Genomic DNA, 16,062 nt, shown 5'->3' on the forward strand with positions numbered 1-16,062 from the left:
TTGCTGCGGTGTGATCGACCGGATTGAGCGGCTCGATCAGATCTCGGCGCAGTCGTCCGGGACGAAGCCGGCGTCGAGAATGCCCACGAGGTTGGCGACGCGCTCGTCGAGCGTGCGCCCCAGTCCCTGCGGGGTGATCGTGTTGGTCAGCGAGATGCCGTCGAGGGCGTCGTTGTAGTCGAGCTTGCCGACGCTGAGCATCGAGGCGACCATGCCGTGGGTGTCCATCCCGTTCTCCGGGTTGGCTCCGGGCGAGAAGGGGGTCCCCTTCTGGTGCCCCGAGGGGAAGGAGCCGGTTGCCTTGCCGTAGACCACGTTGGAGGTGATCGTCAGCACCGACTGGGTCGGGATGGCGTCGCGGTAGAAGGGCTGGGCCTTGATCTTGGACATGATCGTGTGGACCACGGTGGCGGCGATGTCGTCGGCGCGGTCGTCGTCGTTGCCGTAGATCGGGAAGTCGCCCTCGGTGACGTAGTCGACCACCAGGCCGGTCTCGTCGCGAACCGGGGTGACCTTGGCGTACTTGATGGCCGCCAGGGAGTCGGCCACGATCGACAGGCCGGCGATGCCGCAGCCCATGGTGCGCACGATGTCGGAGTCGTGCAGCGCCATCTCGATGGACTCGTAGGCGTAGCGGTCGTGGCAGTAGTGGATGATGTTGAGGGCCTCGACGTAAGTGGCCACCACCCAGTCGAGCATCTTCTCGTACTTGTCCCAGACCTCGTCGAAGTCGAGGGGGCCGTCGCCCTCAATGCCGGGCAGACCGGTGACGACCTGCTTGCCGGTCATCTCGTCGCGGCCGCCGTTGATGGCGTAGAGCAGGGCCTTGGCGGAGTTGACGCGGGCGCCGAAGAACTGCATCTGCTTGCCCACGCGCATCGGGGACACGCAGCAGGCGATCGCGGCGTCGTCGCCCCAGTGCTCACGGATCTGCTCATCGGCCTCGTACTGGATGGACGAGGTCGTGATCGAGATGAGGGCGCAGAAGTCCTTGTAGCCCTGCGGCAGGTTCTCGTCCCAGAAGATCGTGATGTTCGGCTCCGGGGCCGGACCGAGGTTGCGCAGGGTCTGCAGCAGACGGAAGGAGGTCTTGGTGACCAGGGCACGACCGTCCTCACCGAAGCCGGCGTCGGACCAGGTGGCCCAGTAGGGGTCGCCGGAGAAGATCTGGTCGTAGTCGATGGTGCGCAGGAAGCGGGTGATGCGCAGCTTCATAACGATGTTGTCGATGAGCTCCTGGGCGCGGGTCTCGTCGATGACCCCGTTGCGCAGGTCCCGCTCGAAGTAGATGTCCAGGAAGCCGGAGAGACGGCCGATGCTCATGGCAGCGCCGTCCTGGGACTTCACCGAGGCCAGGTAGGCAAAGTAGGTCCACTGGACCGCCTCGTGGGCGTTCTTGGCCGGGCCGGAGATGTCGTAGCCGTAGCTCTGAGCCATGACCTTGAGCTTCTTGAGCGCCTTGATCTGCTCGGAGTGCTCCTCGCGGTAGCGGGCCCAGTGCTCGGAGAAGGGCTTGTCCGCCACGGCGTCCTTGGCCTTCTGCTTCTCCTCGATGAGGAAGTCGACGCCGTAGAGCGCCACGCGGCGGTAGTCACCGATGATGCGCCCGCGGCCGTAGGCGTCGGGAAGACCGGTGATGATGTGGCTCGAGCGCGCCGCGCGGATGCGCGGGGTGTAGATGTCGAAGACCGCGTCGTTGTGGGTCTTGCGGTAGCGGGTGAAGATCTTCTTGACCTCGGGGTCGACCTCCTTGCCCGCCTCCTTGATGGCGGTCTCCACCATGCGCCAGCCACCGTTGGGCATCATGGCGCGACGCAGCGGGGAGTCAGTCTGCAGACCAACGATGACGTCATCGTCCTCGCTGATGTAGCCGGCCGGGAATGCGTCGATGTCGGCGGGGGTGTGGGTGTCGACGTCGAGGATGCGAACCTTGCGCTCCTCGGAGAGGTAGTTCTTCTCCAGGGTGTCCCACAGACGCAGGGTCTTGTCCGTGGCGTCGGCAAGGAACGAGGCGTCGCCGTCGTAGGGGGTGTAGTTGCGCTGGATGAAGTCGCGGACGTCAATGTCCTCGGTCCACGGTCCGGTAACGAAGCCCTCCCAGGCGTCATTGCCGCTCGCCGTGGTGGCAGATGTTGTGACCTCAGTGGTCATCCGTGCCCTCCTCATGTGGGTGACCGGAGAGCCACCCGGTTGTGATCGCCCTTTGCGAGGCGAGGCGGCACATCGGCGCGCCGTCGGTCTCAGACTAGAACTCAGAGGATGGCTTGTGGGTCGCTGGTCCCAAGAAGAGCCGGTTAGATGACTCACAGGGCGATCACCGTCGTCGCAATCCAGGACATAAGTCCCTATATCGACCCCTCAGGAAAATCTCCGCCACCAGCCACCAACTCCCTCCAGCCTTCGACAACGAGGACGAATGGGGCCGCGTTCCCAGCGCATCAACCTATCGGAATGATTAGGACAGGTGTCCCAGCGGATTCCTGTTACCGTGCGGGGAACCGGAGCCGAGGCGCCGCCTCCATTGCCCTACTCGTGCCCTACTCGGCCCTAAGGTCCTGGTCGGCGCGGGGCCCTGCGACGCCGTCGGCCGCCCTGCGGGCCGTCTGGGCGATATCAGCCGCTCGCATGCCGAAGTCCTCCATCAGCTGAGCACGGGTGGCCGTGTCGACGAACTGGCGCGGAACGCCGATGCGGCGGAAGACCGGCGAGTCCCCGGTGGTGCTGTGGGCGGCCTGGTACTCCTCGACCGCGTCACGCAGCTGGGAACCAATACCGCCGTCGACCAGACCGTCCTCGACCACGACGACGACATCGACGTCGGCAGCGGCCGTCACGAGAGGAGCCGGGGCAGGAATCACCCAGTGCGGGTGCACCACGGTGACGGCGTACCCCTCCTGCTCAAGGAGCCTGCCGGCCTCGTAGGCCTGGGTGGCCATGGCACCCACCCCCACCAGCAGGATCCGCGCGCCACCGGCCGGCCGGCGGCTCTCGAGCAGGACATCGACGACGTCGAAGACACTCACGGAAGGCGTGTCCTGGTGCGCCGGATCTCCGCCGCGCCCCGGTTCCTCCGACTCCGGACCGAGGCGTCGCAACGCGGTCAGGGGCTCGGGTAGCGCGCCCTTGGGGTAACGCACGACGGTGGGGGAATCGTCAGTGCTCACGGCTGTGCGCAGGCTCTCGCGCAGCGTCGCCTCGTCGCGGGGGGCCGCCAGGCGCAGACCAGGAACGTGCGCCAACAGCGCCATGTCCCACATGCCGTTGTGGCTGGCCCCGTCAGTTCCCGTGATTCCGGCCCGGTCCAGGACGATCGTCACTCCGGCCCGGTGCAGGGCGACATCCATGAGCACCTGGTCGAAGGCGCGGTTGAGGAAGGTCGCGTAGAGGGCGACCACCGGGTGCATGCCGGCGAAGGCGAGGCCGGCGGAGAAGGTCAGCGCGTGCTGCTCGGCGATGCCGACGTCGATGACCCGCGTCGGCATCTCATCGGCCAGGGGCTGGAGGCCCACCGGGGCCTGCATGGCGGCGGTGACCCCGACGATCCGTTCATCGCCGCGGGCCAGGGAGACGATCTCCTCGGCGAAGACGGCGGTCCAGCCGAAACGCTCGGCCACCACCGGCAAACCGGTCTCGGGATGAATCTGGCCCACCGCGTGGAAGCGGTCGGGGACGTGCTCCTCGGCCGGGGTGTAGCCCCGCCCCTTCTCGGTGATGACGTGGACGATGACCGGTTCGGCGTACTCGCGGGCGCGAGTGAGGGCGAATTCGACGGCCGTGATGTCGTGGCCGTCGACCGGTCCGGTGTACTTGATCCCCAGGTCCTCGAAGAAGGCCGAGGGAACCAGGACGTCCTTGAGCCCCCGTTTGAGTCCGTGCAGGGCGTCGAAGGCGGCCCGACCGGGGGCGCCCTGCGACAGGAGCGTCCGCTTGACCCCGGACAGGACACGCTCGTAACCGGGATTGGTGCGCAGCGCGTCGAGGTGGTGGGCCAGTCCCCCGATGGTGGGGGCGTAGGAGCGGCCGTTGTCGTTGACGACGATGACCAGGTGGCGGTCCGAGGAGTCGGCGATGTTGTCCAGGGCCTCCCAGGCCATTCCCCCGGTCATGGCGCCGTCCCCGATGACGGCGACGACGTGGCGCTCGTCGTGGCCCTGCAGGTGGTTGGCCCGGGCGATGCCGTCGGCCCAGGACAGGGAGGTGGAGGCGTGGGAGTTCTCCACGACGTCGTGGACGGACTCGGCCCGTGAGGGGTATCCGGACAGGCCACCGCGCTCGCGCAGATGAGAGAAGTCCTGACGACCGGTGAGCAGCTTGTGGACGTAGGCCTGGTGGCCGGTGTCGAACACGATGGTGTCCCGCGGGGAGCGGAAGGTGCGGTGCAGCGCGATCGTCAGCTCGACGACCCCAAGGTTGGGGCCGAGGTGGCCGCCGGTGCGCGCCACTGAGGCGACAAGATGCTGGCGGATCTCCGAGGCGAGCGTCACCAGCTGCTCGCTGGTGAGCCGATCGAGGTCGGCGGGCTTGCGCACGCAGGGCAGGAGCGCCTTGCCGGTCTGTCCGGCGGGCCCTGCCGGGCGCTCAGCAGCTGCTGGCACGGTGCGCCTCCTTGTCGAAGGTGGTGACGAGTTGTTCGTGTCGCTCAAGAGCGAGCCGCGGCGGGTCGCTGAAGCGGCACTCGGGACAGGGTAGCCGTTGACGAGGCGAAGGGGTCTTCCCAGGAGTCTCCTTCCCGGGCCCGGGGACCGCCAGGCTTCCCGGAGCGACGCTCCTGAGTCGACCGAGGGTGCTCAGCATAGAGCCGCCACGACCACTGTGCGGCCACGTGTCACGCGGGTCACGGCTGAGCACGTACTGTATGCCTTGGGTGTCGAACCGTCCGCGCCCACCGGTCGACGGCGTCGTTCCTGATCGCCCGACCGCCCCTCAGGACTGCCCTCCAGGAGGAACCATGAGCACCACAGCCCCTTTCGGTACCTGGCCCTCGCCCATCACCCCGGGCACCATCACGACCCGGACGGTCCTGCTCTCCCAGGTCCGTGTGGACGGCGCAGACACCTACTGGGTGGAGCAGCGCGCCTCACAGGCGGGCCGCAACGTACTGCTCCGCCGCAACGGCGACGGCCAGATCGGTGAGGTGCTTCCGCTGACACCCGCCGACGAGCTGGTCGATGTGCGCACCCGGGTGCACGAGTACGGAGGGCGGGCCTACGCCGTCGACAGCGGGATCATCGTGGTCTCGCACGCCGGGGACGGGCGCCTCTACCGGTACGACGTGGCGCACCGCATGCGGGGCCTGGTCCCGCTCACGATCTACGGGGACGTGCGACACGGCGACCTGGAGATCGACACGGGCCGGGGCCTGGTCTACGCCGTCCGCGAGGACCACCGAGGCGGCGGCGAGGCCGTGAACACTCTGGTCGCCATTCCCCTGGACGGCTCGGCCGCCCGCGATGACTCCCGCGTGCGCACACTGGTGTCGGGCACGGACTTCGTGGTCGCCCCAACGCTGTCCCCCGACGGCGAGCACCTGGCCTGGATCACCTGGGACCACCCGGGCATGCCGTGGGACAACGCCAGCCTGCACGTGGGGGACCTCGGCCCGGACGGGACTCTTGGCGAGCAGACGCTGGTGGACGGCGGCAACGGGCACTCGGTCTCCGAGCCCCGCTGGACCGAGGAGTGCGAGCTCGTGCACGGCTCCAACGCCTCGGGCTTCTGGAACCTCTACCGCACTGAGGGCTTCCCGGTACGCGGCACCAACCGCACCGGCTGGTCGGAGAAGCTGCGCACCCGCCCCCTGCACCCGGCCGAGGCCACCTTCACCAACCCGGCCTCCTGGCAGCTGGGGCCGCACTCCTTCGACGTGCTCGACTCCGAGCACATCATCACCTCCTGGGCCCGCGATGCGGTCTCGCACCTGGGGACCATCAAGCTCGCCAACGGGGAGCTCGAGGAGTGGAACGTGGGGTGGCAGCCGATCGGCAACGTCGCCTCCAACGCCGGGCGCGTCGTCATGCTGGCCTCCAACGAGATGTCGATGCCCAGCATCGTGGAGGTCAAGAACGGCACGGTGAAGGTGCTGCGAGGCTCGGGCGAGTTCGTACCTGAGGGTACCGGGGTGTCCTTCCCCGAGCCGGTCTCCTGGCCCACCAGCGACGGCGCCACCGCCCACGGCTTCTACTACCCGCCGACCTCGGCCTCTCACACTGGCCCCGATGGCGAGCTGGCGCCGCTGATCGTCAACGTCCACGGCGGCCCGACGGCCACGGCGGTCCCCGGCTACGACCTGCGCATCCAGTACTGGACCAGCCGGGGCTTCGGCTACCTGGACGTCAACTACCGCGGCTCCATGGGCTACGGAACCGGCTACCGCAAGGCCCTGGAGGGCAAGTGGGGCATCTACGACGTCGACGACTGCGTCAACGGGGCCCAGCACCTGGTCGACGCCGGGCTCGTCGACCCGCGCCGTATCGCGATCCGCGGAGGTTCGGCCGGGGGCTTCACGGTGCTGTCGGCCATCACCCGCTCCTCCGTGTTCACGGCGGCCAGCTCCTGCTTCGGGGTGACCGACCTCAAGAGGCTGGTGCGCACCACCCACAAGTTCGAGTCGCACTACATCGGCCAGCTCATGGGAACCCAGGACATCGACGACCCGGTGCTCGATGAGCGCAGCCCCATCAACCACATCGAGGACATCAACGTCCCGCTGCTGCTCATCCAGGGCTCGGAGGATCCGATCGTCCCGGCGGAGCAGGCCACCGCCATGTATGAGGCCCTCAAGGAAGCCGGCGCCCCGGTGGCCCTGGAGGTCTTCCAGGGTGAGGGCCACGGCTTCCGTCTGGCGACGAACATCCGGCGGCGTTACGAGGCCGAGCTGAGCTTCTACCGGCAGGTGTGGAGGATCGGCACAGCCTCCTCCCATGCCGAGGGGCAGGGTGAGGAGGAGACCTTCACGGTCAAGGTGGAGAACCTGCACTGATGGATCGCGTCTGGAAGAGGCTGTCCGCCCCCTTGTCGCAGCGCGCAGGCAGCCTCTTCCGCCATCATCGCTTCGGCCTCTACATCCTGGCGGTGCTGGTAGGGCTCGCCTCGGGCCTGGGTGCGGTGCTGTTCCGGCTGGGAATCGACGCCTGGTCCCAACTGCTGAGCGGAGCCGACGACTACACCGTGTCGATGGGGCCTTCGGTCGGGCTCCTGGCGTCTCTGGGAACCTGGTTCGTCCTAGTCACCCCGGTGCTCTCCGGCCTACTGACAGGACCGTTGATGTCCCGACTGGGCCGTACCCCCACGGGCCACGGGGTGGCCGGCGTCATCTGGTCGACTCGTCACGGCGACGGCACCATGGCGCCCCTGCCGGCCTTGGCCGCGACGACGTCGGCTGCGCTGACGATCGGTGGCGGGGGCTCAGTCGGTCCGGAGGGGCCGATCGCCGAGCTGGGCGCGTCGACAGCAAGCATCATCGGACGGGGGCTGCGGCTGCGCCGGTCCTCGATCCGCCACCTGGCCGCCGCCGGAACGGCCGCCGGCATCGCCTCCGCCTTCAACGCGCCACTGGCTGGGGCCTTCTTCGCCCTGGAGGTCATCCTCATGGGCTTCAGCGCCGACGCCTTCATCGTCATTGTCCTGGCCTGTGTCTCCTCGACGGTCCTGTCGCACCACCTGCTGGGAACGACGCTGTCTCTGTCGCTCCCCTACCTGGACCTGTCCGGTGACGCCCAGCTGGGCTGGGTCGCGCTGCTGGGAGCCGTGGGCGGGGTCGTCGGTATCGGCTTCATGCGTCTTCGCTTCGTCATCCTCGATGCCCTGACCCGAGCCTGGCAGCGCTTGGGCGTTCCGATCTGGGCGCGTCCGGGCATTGGCGGGCTGGCGGTCGGTGCGACTCTCCTGGTTCTGCCCGAGATGTACGGCGAGTCATCAGCCGCTCTCAACCGGGCGCTGGCAGGACGCTACGCCCTGACGCTGCTGCTGGTGCTGTGCGTGGCCAAGATGCTGGCAACCTCCTTGACCCTGGGAATGGGCTTCGTCGGCGGAGTGTTCGCCCCGTCCCTGTTCATCGGTGGGACGCTCGGCGCCGCCTTCGGCACCCTCGTGGCTCCCAGCTACGCGCCGGCCGCCGGAGTCTTTGGGGTGATCGGCATGGGGGCGGTCTTCGCCGGTGCGGCTCGCGCCCCGATGACGGCGGTCCTGCTCATCATTGAGATGACCGGGCAGCACGCGCTCCTGGTGCCCCTCATGCTGGCCACGGTGCTGGCCACCTTCATCAGCCGGTTCCTGTCACGCGGCACACTGTTCACCGAGGAGCTGCGTCGTCGCGGAGAGGATGTCGAGGACCCGATGGCCACCACGCTCCTGGGACGCACCCGCGCCTCCCGACTCATGGTGGATCCTCCCGGGGTGCTCCAGGCCACGGCGTCACTCAGCCAGGCCGCCTCCGTGATGAGCCGGCGTGGCCTCTCGGCCCTGCCCGTGGTCGCCACCGGACAGGACCGCACCGGCGGCGAGCTGCTCGGTTGCGTGACGGCCGCACAGCTCGCCGAGTCGCTCCTGAGCGAGGACTCCGACGACGTCTCTGCCCGGCCGGCGACGGTGGCGGACCTGACGCTGGTCCGTGACCGTCTCGACTGCGAGGACGAGGCGACCGACGTGCTTCAGGCCCTGACCGATACCCGCCTGGAGGGCCTTCCGGTGGTCACCCGCACCGCCGGCTCCGGTGCGGAGGAGCTGGTGGGCTGGGTGTCCCAGAGGATCGTCGTCGAGCGGGTCTACGAGGCCCAGGCGCAGGCCCGCACAGCCGCCGCCACCTACACCTCCTGGGGCTCACGGCTTCAGGACAGGTGGCACTCCCGCCCCGTTCCTCGGCGCAGAATCGGAAGGATCAGCCGTATCAGCCGAGTCAGCTCGCGCAGCTCACGCCGTTCCCGGCGCCGATGAAAGTCCGCCGGGGCTCAACGCGCTGCGGCCCCGTTCAGGACTCGCCGCAGCGCCTCACCGGTCCCGACCACCGCGGGACGTCTTGTGAGTCCGGCCCTCCTGGACCGCCCGGGCCTTCTCGCTGATGCTCTCGGTGAGGGTGTCGGACAGCTCGGTGATGCGCTCGGCGTTGGCCACGATGCGCCGGGGGTCGGACATCCACATCCACGCAGCGGCGACCACCGGGAGGATCGCGGGCAGGTACCACCGGGACCGGCCCCAGTGCGCCCACACCGAGACGCTGAGGTCGGTGGGCGAAGGGGTGGGCAGGGTGAGAACACCGATGAGCACCGCCATGGTGGCCAGCGCCCCCAGGCACATCCAGCCGATATTGCGCATCCGGCGCCCGTTGTGAGCCACACAGACGGCCAGCAGGAGGTACAGGACGCCCCCCAGGAGGTTGAGCGACCACACCGCGGGCTCCTCATCGGGGCTTCTCAACAGCGTCGTCAGGGAGGGGACGAGGACGATCGCCCCGAAGACGGCGAAGACGCCGACCAGGATCCGCCCCCACCCGTATGCGGGACGGCGGGTGTCCTGAACCGGGCGTACCGATGAGCGCTCGTCCATGAGGAACGACCTTTCCGTGTGATGACCTTCGGCACGCGCAGCACCGGTTCAACCTCCAACCAATGCCAGAACGTTACTATTCACAACGTGAGCACCATTAAGTTGACCAAATCCCTGAACGCACGCGCCTCGGCGGACGATGACCGCAAGGATACCGACCTCAGCAGTCAGGCCGAGGTCGACACGGTCGAGGAGGCCAAGAGCTCCGAGGCTCCCGCAGCCGGCGACGGGGCCGGCTCGACAGATGCCGAAGCCGCCGAGCGGGACCTGAAGCAGGACTCCGACGGCGACGAGGACGCCTCCGAGGACCAGGAGGGCAACGCCGACGGTGCCAGCGTCAAGGGCAGCGGATCCGAGGTGGGATCCGACGTCGTCCCTGATGACGCCTCCGGCACCGAGGCCGACGTGCTCGTCCTGGCCGCAGCGCCGGGCCGGGACGGGGCCGAGGCCCCCGAGATTCTCCTGGAGGGCCTCGAGCCGCCGTCGAGCACCGCCCTGGAGGACCTGGACATCAACGCCCTGGTGACCCTGCTGCCCGCCCTGGGCTTCTCAGGCGCCCAGGACTCGGTGGTGCGTCTGCCCTCATCCGCGGTGACTGCCCAGGGCTACCGGGGACCGGCGACGATCCTCGTGGTCGGCGTCGGAACGGGCTGGGCCGACACCGATCCGCTCGCCGTCACCACTGACGACGAGGCCGCACTGGGCTACGACCAGACCGGTCTCCTGCGCCGGGCGGCAGGACGCGCCACCCGAGCACTGGCCGGGACCGACTCCGCGGTCCTGGCACTGCCCACGCTCTGCGAGGAGCAGCTCGCCGCCGTCGCGCACGGAGCCGCCCTGGGCGCCTACTCCTGGAGCGCGACGAAGAACGAGGACCGCCCCGGACAGGAGACGGCCTCGAAGAACACCTCCCCGCTCACGACCATCTCGATCATCTCCCCCCTGGCCGACACCCCCGAGGGGCAGAAGGCGCTGGCGGGAGCCCTGGCGCTGGCCCAGGCCACGGCACTGACCCGGGATCTGGTCAACGAGCCGCCGAACCGGCTGACTCCGGAGGTCTTCGCCGAGAGGGCCCGCACAGCCGGGCAGGAGGCCGGCATCCGCGTTGAGATCTGGGACGCCCCGGCACTGGTCGAGCAGGGCTTCGGGGGGATCCTCGGCGTGGCTCAGGGCTCGGTGCACCCGGCGCGCCTGGTCCGTCTGGAGTGGTCGCCGGAGCACGCAGCCAAGGCCTCCGGCGGGCAGGCGGGCTCACAGGCCGAGGGCGACGGAGCAGCCGTCCGCCCCAAGCACGTCGCCCTCATCGGCAAGGGCATCACCTTCGACTCCGGCGGCCTGTCCCTCAAGCCGGCCTCCTCCATGCCGGAGATGAAGTCCGACATGGCGGGGGCCGCCACCGTGCTGGGCGCCATCGTCACGGCCGCGCACCTGGCACTTCCGATCCGCGTCACCGCGTGGCTGGCACTGGCCGAGAACATGCCCGGCGCCGACGCCCAGCGCCCCAGCGACGTCATCACGATGTTCGACGGCACCACCGTGGAGGTGACCAACACCGACGCCGAGGGGCGCCTGGTCATGGCCGACGCCCTGGCACGGGCCGTCACGGAGGAGCCCGATGCCGTCCTGGACGTGGCCACCCTCACCGGGGCACAGATCGTGGCCCTGGGCGACCACGTGGCCGCCGTCATGGGGACACCGGACCTTCGCGAGGAGGTCGTCGCCGCGGCACAGCGGGCCGGGGAGTCCTTCTGGCCGATGCCGCTGCCGGCGCACCTGCGTGCCACCCTGGACTCGCCCTTCGCCGACCTGCGCAACACCAAGGTCGGCTCGCGTGCTGGCGGGATGCTCTCGGCCGGGCTGTTCCTGCGCGAATTCGTCGGGCACCGGCCGTGGGCTCACCTCGACATCGCCGGTCCCGCCTACAACGACTCCTCTCCCTGGGGCCTGACTCCGACCGGCGGGACGGGCATGGGGGTCTCCACACTGGTGGAGCTGCTCCGTTCGCTGTCCGCCGAGGTCAGCATCCTTTCCTGAGCCCGCGCCCAGCGGAGACGAGTTGACGACGAGCCGTGCCGGGGCCTCACACGAGCGCCCCGGCACGGCTCGTTGCCGAAACCACCCATGAACGGTGATGCGTCTCACCCCGTTTTCAGGACTCTGGTCCCTAAACAGCAACCCCCGTGGCTCCTGCACTCCCTCTTCAGGTGGAACAATGGCCCCGTGCCGAGCCGCCCCGCGGGGGCGACGTGACCAACCAACAAGGAGTGAGTTCGTGACAGAGACCGTCTACGACATGGTCATTCTGGGCGCGGGATCAGGGGGCTACGCCGCCGCCCTGCGCGGCGCCCAACTGGGCCTCAAGGTCGCCCTCATCGAGGCGGACAAGCTGGGGGGCACCTGCCTCCACCGCGGCTGCGTGCCCACCAAGGCCCTGCTGCACGCCGCCGAGACCGCCGACGCCGTGCGCGAGGCCGCCACGGTGGGCATCAAGGCCGCCTTCGAGGGCGTGGACATGCCTGGCGTCCAGAAGTACAAGAACAGCATCGTCTCGCGGATGCACAAGGGCCTGGAGGGCCTGGTGTCCTCGCGGGGCATTGACCTGATCCAGGGGTGGGGACGCCTGGTGGCCGCCGACGCCGTCGAGGTTGACGGCCGTCGCATCACCGGCCGCAACGTGGTCCTCGCCTCCGGCTCCTACTCCAAGACCATCGGACAGGAGATCTCCGGAGGCGTCATCACCTCCGAGGAGGCCCTGGAGATGGACCACGTCCCCGCCTCGGCAGTGATTCTGGGCGGCGGCGTCATCGGGGTGGAGTTCGCCTCGGCCTGGGCCTCCATGGGCAGCCAGGTCACCATCATCGAGGGGCTGCCCCACCTGGTGCCCAACGAGGACGAGGCGATCTCCAAGCAGCTCGAGCGCGCCTTCCGCAAGCGCAAGATCACCTTCCGCACCAACACGATGTTCGAGTCGGTCGAGCGCCACGACGGCGGGGTGACCGTGCGCACCCAGGACGGCAAGACCCATGAGGCCGAGGTCCTCCTCATCGCCGTGGGCCGTGGACCGGCGACCGCCAACCTCGGCTACGAGGAGGTCGGGGTCGCCATGGACCGCGGCTTCGTCCTGGCCGACGAGTACGGCCGCACCAACGTCCCGGGCGTGTGGGCCGTGGGTGACATCGTCCCCGGTGTCCAGCTCGCCCACCGCGGCTTTGCCCAGGGCATCGTCGTGGCGGAGAAGATCGCGGGCCTGGACCCGACCCCGGTCGATGACGTCCTGGTCCCCAAGGTGACCTTCTGCGAGCCCGAGATCGCCTCGGTGGGGCTGTCGGAGGCCAAGGCCGCCGAGATCCACGGCAAGGAGAACATCACCTCCGCCGAGTTCAACGTGGCCGGCAACGCCAAGAGCCAGATCCTGGGGACGCAGGGCTTCGTCAAGCTCGTCTCCCTCAAGGACGGCCCGATCCTGGGCTTCCACGCCATCGGCGCCCGCATGGGCGAGCAGGTGGGTGAGGGACAGCTCATGGTGTCCTGGGAGGCCGACGCCGACGACGTCGCCGCCCTGGTCCACGCCCACCCCACCCAGAACGAGACCCTCGGCGAGGCCGCCATGGCCCTCGCCGGCAAGCCGCTGCACAACCACGGCTGATCCAGCTAGACGAGAGTAAGGAAGACAGTAATGTCAGAGTCCGTGAAGATGCCCGCCCTGGGTGAGTCCGTCACCGAGGGGACGGTCTCCTCCTGGCTCAAGGCCGTGGGAGACACCGTCGAGGCCGACGAGCCCCTGCTGGAGGTCGCCACCGACAAGGTCGACACCGAGGTCCCCTCCCCCGCATCCGGCGTCCTGCTGGAGATCCGCGTCCCCGAGGACGAGACCGTCGAGGTCGGCACCGTCCTGGCCATCATCGGCGACCCCTCCGAGGCGGGCTCCGCCCCGGCCCCCGCGGCGCCCGCGCCGCAGGCCGCACCCGAGCCCCCGGCACCGGCTCCCGCCCCGGCCCCGGCCGCTGAAGCGCCGGCCCCCGCCGCCCCGCAGGCCGGCGGCTCGGCCGAGGGCACTGAGGTGAAGATGCCGGCTCTGGGTGAGTCCGTCACCGAGGGGACGGTCTCCTCCTGGCTCAAGGCCGTGGGAGACACCGTCGAGGCCGACGAGCCCCTGCTGGAGGTCGCCACCGACAAGGTCGACACCGAGGTCCCCTCCCCCGCATCCGGCGTCCTGCTGGAGATCCGCGTCCCCGAGGACGAGACCGTCGAGGTCGGCACCGTCCTGGCCATCATCGGCGACCCCTCCGAGGCGGGCTCCGCCCCGGCCCCCGCGGCGCCCGCGCCGCAGGCCGCACCCGAGCCCCCGGCACCGGCTCCCGCCCCGGCCCCGGCCGCTGAAGCGCCGGCCCCCGCCGCCCCGGCTGCGACCGAGGCGCCTGCAGCCGCCGCCCCGGTGAGCTCTGGAGCCTCGGGTTCCTACGTCACGCCGATCGTGCGCAAGCTCGCCAAGGACAAGGGTGTGGACCTGTCCACCGTCACCGGTACGGGTGTGGGCGGACGCATCCGCAAGCAGGACGTGGAGGCTGCCGCCAAGGCCGCTGAGGAGGCCCGCGCGGCGGCAGCCGCCCCGGCTCCGGCTGCTGAGGCCTCGGCGACCGCCGCCGCGGCCAAGCCGGCCTCGGCCAAGCCCGAGGTGGACACCACCCTGCGCGGCCGCACGGAGAAGATGAGCCGACTGCGTCAGGTCATCGCCGATCGCATGATCGACTCCCTGCAGACCTCCGCCCAGCTGACCACCGTCGTCGAGGTGGACGTGACTCGTGTGGCCGCTCTGCGGGCCCGCGCGAAGAACGACTTCCTGGCCAAGAACGGCACCAAGCTGACTTTCCTGCCCTTCTTCGTCCAGGCGGCGACGGAGGCCCTCAAGGCCCACCCGAAGATCAACGCCTCCATCGAGGGCAAGAACGTCACCTACCACGATGTCGAGCACGTCGGCATCGCGGTGGACACGCCGCGCGGCCTGCTCGTGCCGGTGGTCAAGAACGCCGGGGACCTCAACATCCCCGGGCTGGCCAAGCGCATCAACGACCTGGCCGCCCGTACCCGGGACAACAAGGTCAACCCCGATGAGCTCAGCGGCTCGACCTTCACGATCACCAACACCGGCAGCGGCGGTGCCCTGTTCGACACCCCGATCATCAACCAGCCGGAGGTCGCGATCCTGGGGCTGGGCGCCATCCAGCGCCAGCCGCGCGTCATCAAGGATGCCGACGGCGGCGAGGTCATCGCCATCCGCTCGGTGTGCTACCTGGCCCTGTCCTACGACCACCGACTGGTGGACGGCGCGGACGCGGCCCGCTACCTCATGACGGTCAAGAAGCGCCTCGAGGAGGGCGACTTCGGCGGCGAGCTGGGGCTGTGAGCCTGCGCTCGGCCCGCTAGGCCGTCAACGGGGCCCCGCACCATCACGGTGCGGGGCCCCGTTCGTTGCACCCGGGCTATCGGGTCCTGTACTCGGGCATACGACAACCGCCGCTGTCCGTTCCCGGGCTCACGGCTCGGCTCAGGAGTCCTCCGCTGCAGCCCGCGCGATACCGGCGAGCGTGTTCTCCAGCCCCAGACGAGTCCCGCGCCAGACGATCGGGTAGAGCAGCGCCCCCAGCCGCCCCCATGTGCGATGCGCCAGGACCAGACGGACACGAGTGCCACCCGGTGCCTCGATCAGGTGCAGATCCTTCACGAAGGCCACCTCACCGTCGCGACGCCCTGAGACGACGGTGCACGACCAGGTAACCCTCGTGTCCACGGCCGTCTCCAGCCGCCACCTCAGGAAGACGGTCCGACGTCGCCCCTCCACCCTCTGCACGGCGCCGTCGGAAAGAACCTCAACCAGCTGCTGTTGGGGCATCCCCCACCACGTGAGCCGGTCCGGGTCCCTCAGTAGGGCGGCCAACTGAGCCACCGGCGCTGAGATGAAGCGTTCCTGACTCAGGTCCCGGTCCAGGCCGTACCCACGGTACTCATCAGTCATCCGGTAGCGTCCCCGGGCTGATTCCTCGTCGGCCACTATCTCACTGAGCTCAGTGCGCAGGTAGCCGACATCGACACCGCAGTGAGCAAGAAGCCTGACGACCGGGGACTGGAGCGAGACGGTGGATGAGGAGATGAGCGCTTGCAAAGCCTGAGCGCTGGTGCTGAACGAAGCCCCCGTGTCGTCAATGAACTCGGCGGCAGCGTCCGAGAGGGGAATCTCCCCTCCCGCATTCGCAGTCAGCTCTTCGGCTGAGATCGGCGCAGGCCTGAGCGCGTCGGGAAGGCTGATGCCCACGCGCGCAAGATCCGCATGAGCCATGTCGTCGACGGCGGCACGCGCTCGCGTGAGTGTCACGCCCTGGGCCGCCAAGACGGTTGCAGCCGTCCCGCCTTGGGCGAGGAGACCGAGGAGCATGTGCTCCGGCTCGACCTCCCGGTGGCGAAGGCGCGCGGCTTCCGCGTGCGTGGCTTCGAGCCAGGTCAGGTAGTGGTTAACGGCGGGCATCG

The 16,062-nt window shown here is 69.3% G+C and carries 9 protein-coding genes; 5 read left to right on the top strand and 4 right to left on the bottom strand.

Features of this window, described 5'->3' with window-relative positions:
• Nucleotides 1-36 precede the first annotated feature (36 nt).
• Complete coding sequence (locus JJJ14_RS06970) at nt 37-2,151, bottom strand: pyruvate formate lyase family protein (RefSeq protein WP_201443692.1); 2,115 nt, start codon at nt 2,149-2,151, stop codon at nt 37-39.
• Between the two features lie 386 nt (nt 2,152-2,537).
• Nucleotides 2,538-4,595 carry a 1-deoxy-D-xylulose-5-phosphate synthase gene (gene dxs / locus JJJ14_RS06975; protein ID WP_201443693.1) on the bottom strand — a complete coding sequence of 686 codons (2,058 nt, stop codon included), beginning with the start codon at nt 4,593-4,595 and terminating at the stop codon, nt 2,538-2,540.
• Between the two features lie 353 nt (nt 4,596-4,948).
• Here dxs and JJJ14_RS06980 point away from each other — a divergent pair, with 353 nt between their 5' ends.
• Entirely contained in the window at nt 4,949-6,979 is a 2,031-nt protein-coding gene (locus JJJ14_RS06980; protein ID WP_201443694.1) for an alpha/beta hydrolase family protein, read from the top strand.
• On the top strand, nt 6,979-8,931 hold the full coding sequence (locus JJJ14_RS06985) for a chloride channel protein (RefSeq protein ID WP_201443695.1): 1,953 nt from the start codon (nt 6,979-6,981) through the stop codon (nt 8,929-8,931). Before JJJ14_RS06980 ends, JJJ14_RS06985 begins: the two co-directional genes overlap by 1 nt.
• 54 nt (nt 8,932-8,985) lie before the next feature.
• Here the strand turns inward: JJJ14_RS06985 and JJJ14_RS06990 are convergent, their stop codons facing one another.
• A complete protein-coding gene (locus JJJ14_RS06990; RefSeq protein ID WP_201443696.1) occupies nt 8,986-9,540 on the bottom strand; it encodes a hypothetical protein in 555 nt (184 codons plus the stop codon).
• 21 nt (nt 9,541-9,561) lie between these two features.
• Here JJJ14_RS06990 and JJJ14_RS06995 point away from each other — a divergent pair, with 21 nt between their 5' ends.
• From JJJ14_RS06995 to sucB, 3 genes are all read left to right on the top strand, one after another.
• Complete coding sequence (locus tag JJJ14_RS06995) at nt 9,562-11,574, top strand: leucyl aminopeptidase (protein WP_201443697.1); 2,013 nt, start codon at nt 9,562-9,564, stop codon at nt 11,572-11,574.
• Between the two features lie 238 nt (nt 11,575-11,812).
• Nucleotides 11,813-13,186 carry a dihydrolipoyl dehydrogenase gene (gene lpdA, locus JJJ14_RS07000; RefSeq protein ID WP_060957826.1) on the top strand — a complete coding sequence of 458 codons (1,374 nt, stop codon included), beginning with the start codon at nt 11,813-11,815 and terminating at the stop codon, nt 13,184-13,186.
• A gap of 30 nt (nt 13,187-13,216) precedes the next feature.
• Complete coding sequence (gene sucB, locus JJJ14_RS07005) at nt 13,217-14,944, top strand: 2-oxoglutarate dehydrogenase, E2 component, dihydrolipoamide succinyltransferase (RefSeq protein ID WP_201443698.1); 1,728 nt, start codon at nt 13,217-13,219, stop codon at nt 14,942-14,944.
• A 141-nt stretch (nt 14,945-15,085) separates the two neighbouring features.
• Here the strand turns inward: sucB and JJJ14_RS07010 are convergent, their stop codons facing one another.
• Nucleotides 15,086-16,060, bottom strand: a complete 975-nt coding sequence (locus JJJ14_RS07010; RefSeq protein WP_201443699.1) for a Clp protease N-terminal domain-containing protein — start codon at nt 16,058-16,060, stop codon at nt 15,086-15,088.
• Between the last annotated feature and the right edge of the window lie 2 nt (nt 16,061-16,062).

It is taken from the genome of Actinomyces sp. HMT 175 (assembly GCF_016694895.1).
GTDB classification, from domain to species: Bacteria; Actinomycetota; Actinomycetes; order Actinomycetales; family Actinomycetaceae; genus Actinomyces; species Actinomyces oris.

Excerpts from the sequence above, each read along its gene's own strand:
- JJJ14_RS06970 (WP_201443692.1), bottom strand. The coding sequence starts at position 2,151 with ATGACCACTGAGGTCACAACATCTGCCACCACGGCGAGCGGCAATGAC.
- JJJ14_RS06980 (WP_201443694.1), top strand. The coding sequence starts at position 4,949 with ATGAGCACCACAGCCCCTTTCGGTACCTGGCCCTCGCCCATCACCCCG.
- JJJ14_RS06985 (WP_201443695.1), top strand. The coding sequence starts at position 6,979 with ATGGATCGCGTCTGGAAGAGGCTGTCCGCCCCCTTGTCGCAGCGCGCA.
- JJJ14_RS06990 (WP_201443696.1), bottom strand. The coding sequence starts at position 9,540 with ATGGACGAGCGCTCATCGGTACGCCCGGTTCAGGACACCCGCCGTCCC.
- JJJ14_RS06995 (WP_201443697.1), top strand. The coding sequence starts at position 9,562 with ATGACCTTCGGCACGCGCAGCACCGGTTCAACCTCCAACCAATGCCAG.
- sucB (WP_201443698.1), top strand. The coding sequence starts at position 13,217 with ATGTCAGAGTCCGTGAAGATGCCCGCCCTGGGTGAGTCCGTCACCGAG.
- JJJ14_RS07010 (WP_201443699.1), bottom strand. The coding sequence starts at position 16,060 with ATGCCCGCCGTTAACCACTACCTGACCTGGCTCGAAGCCACGCACGCG.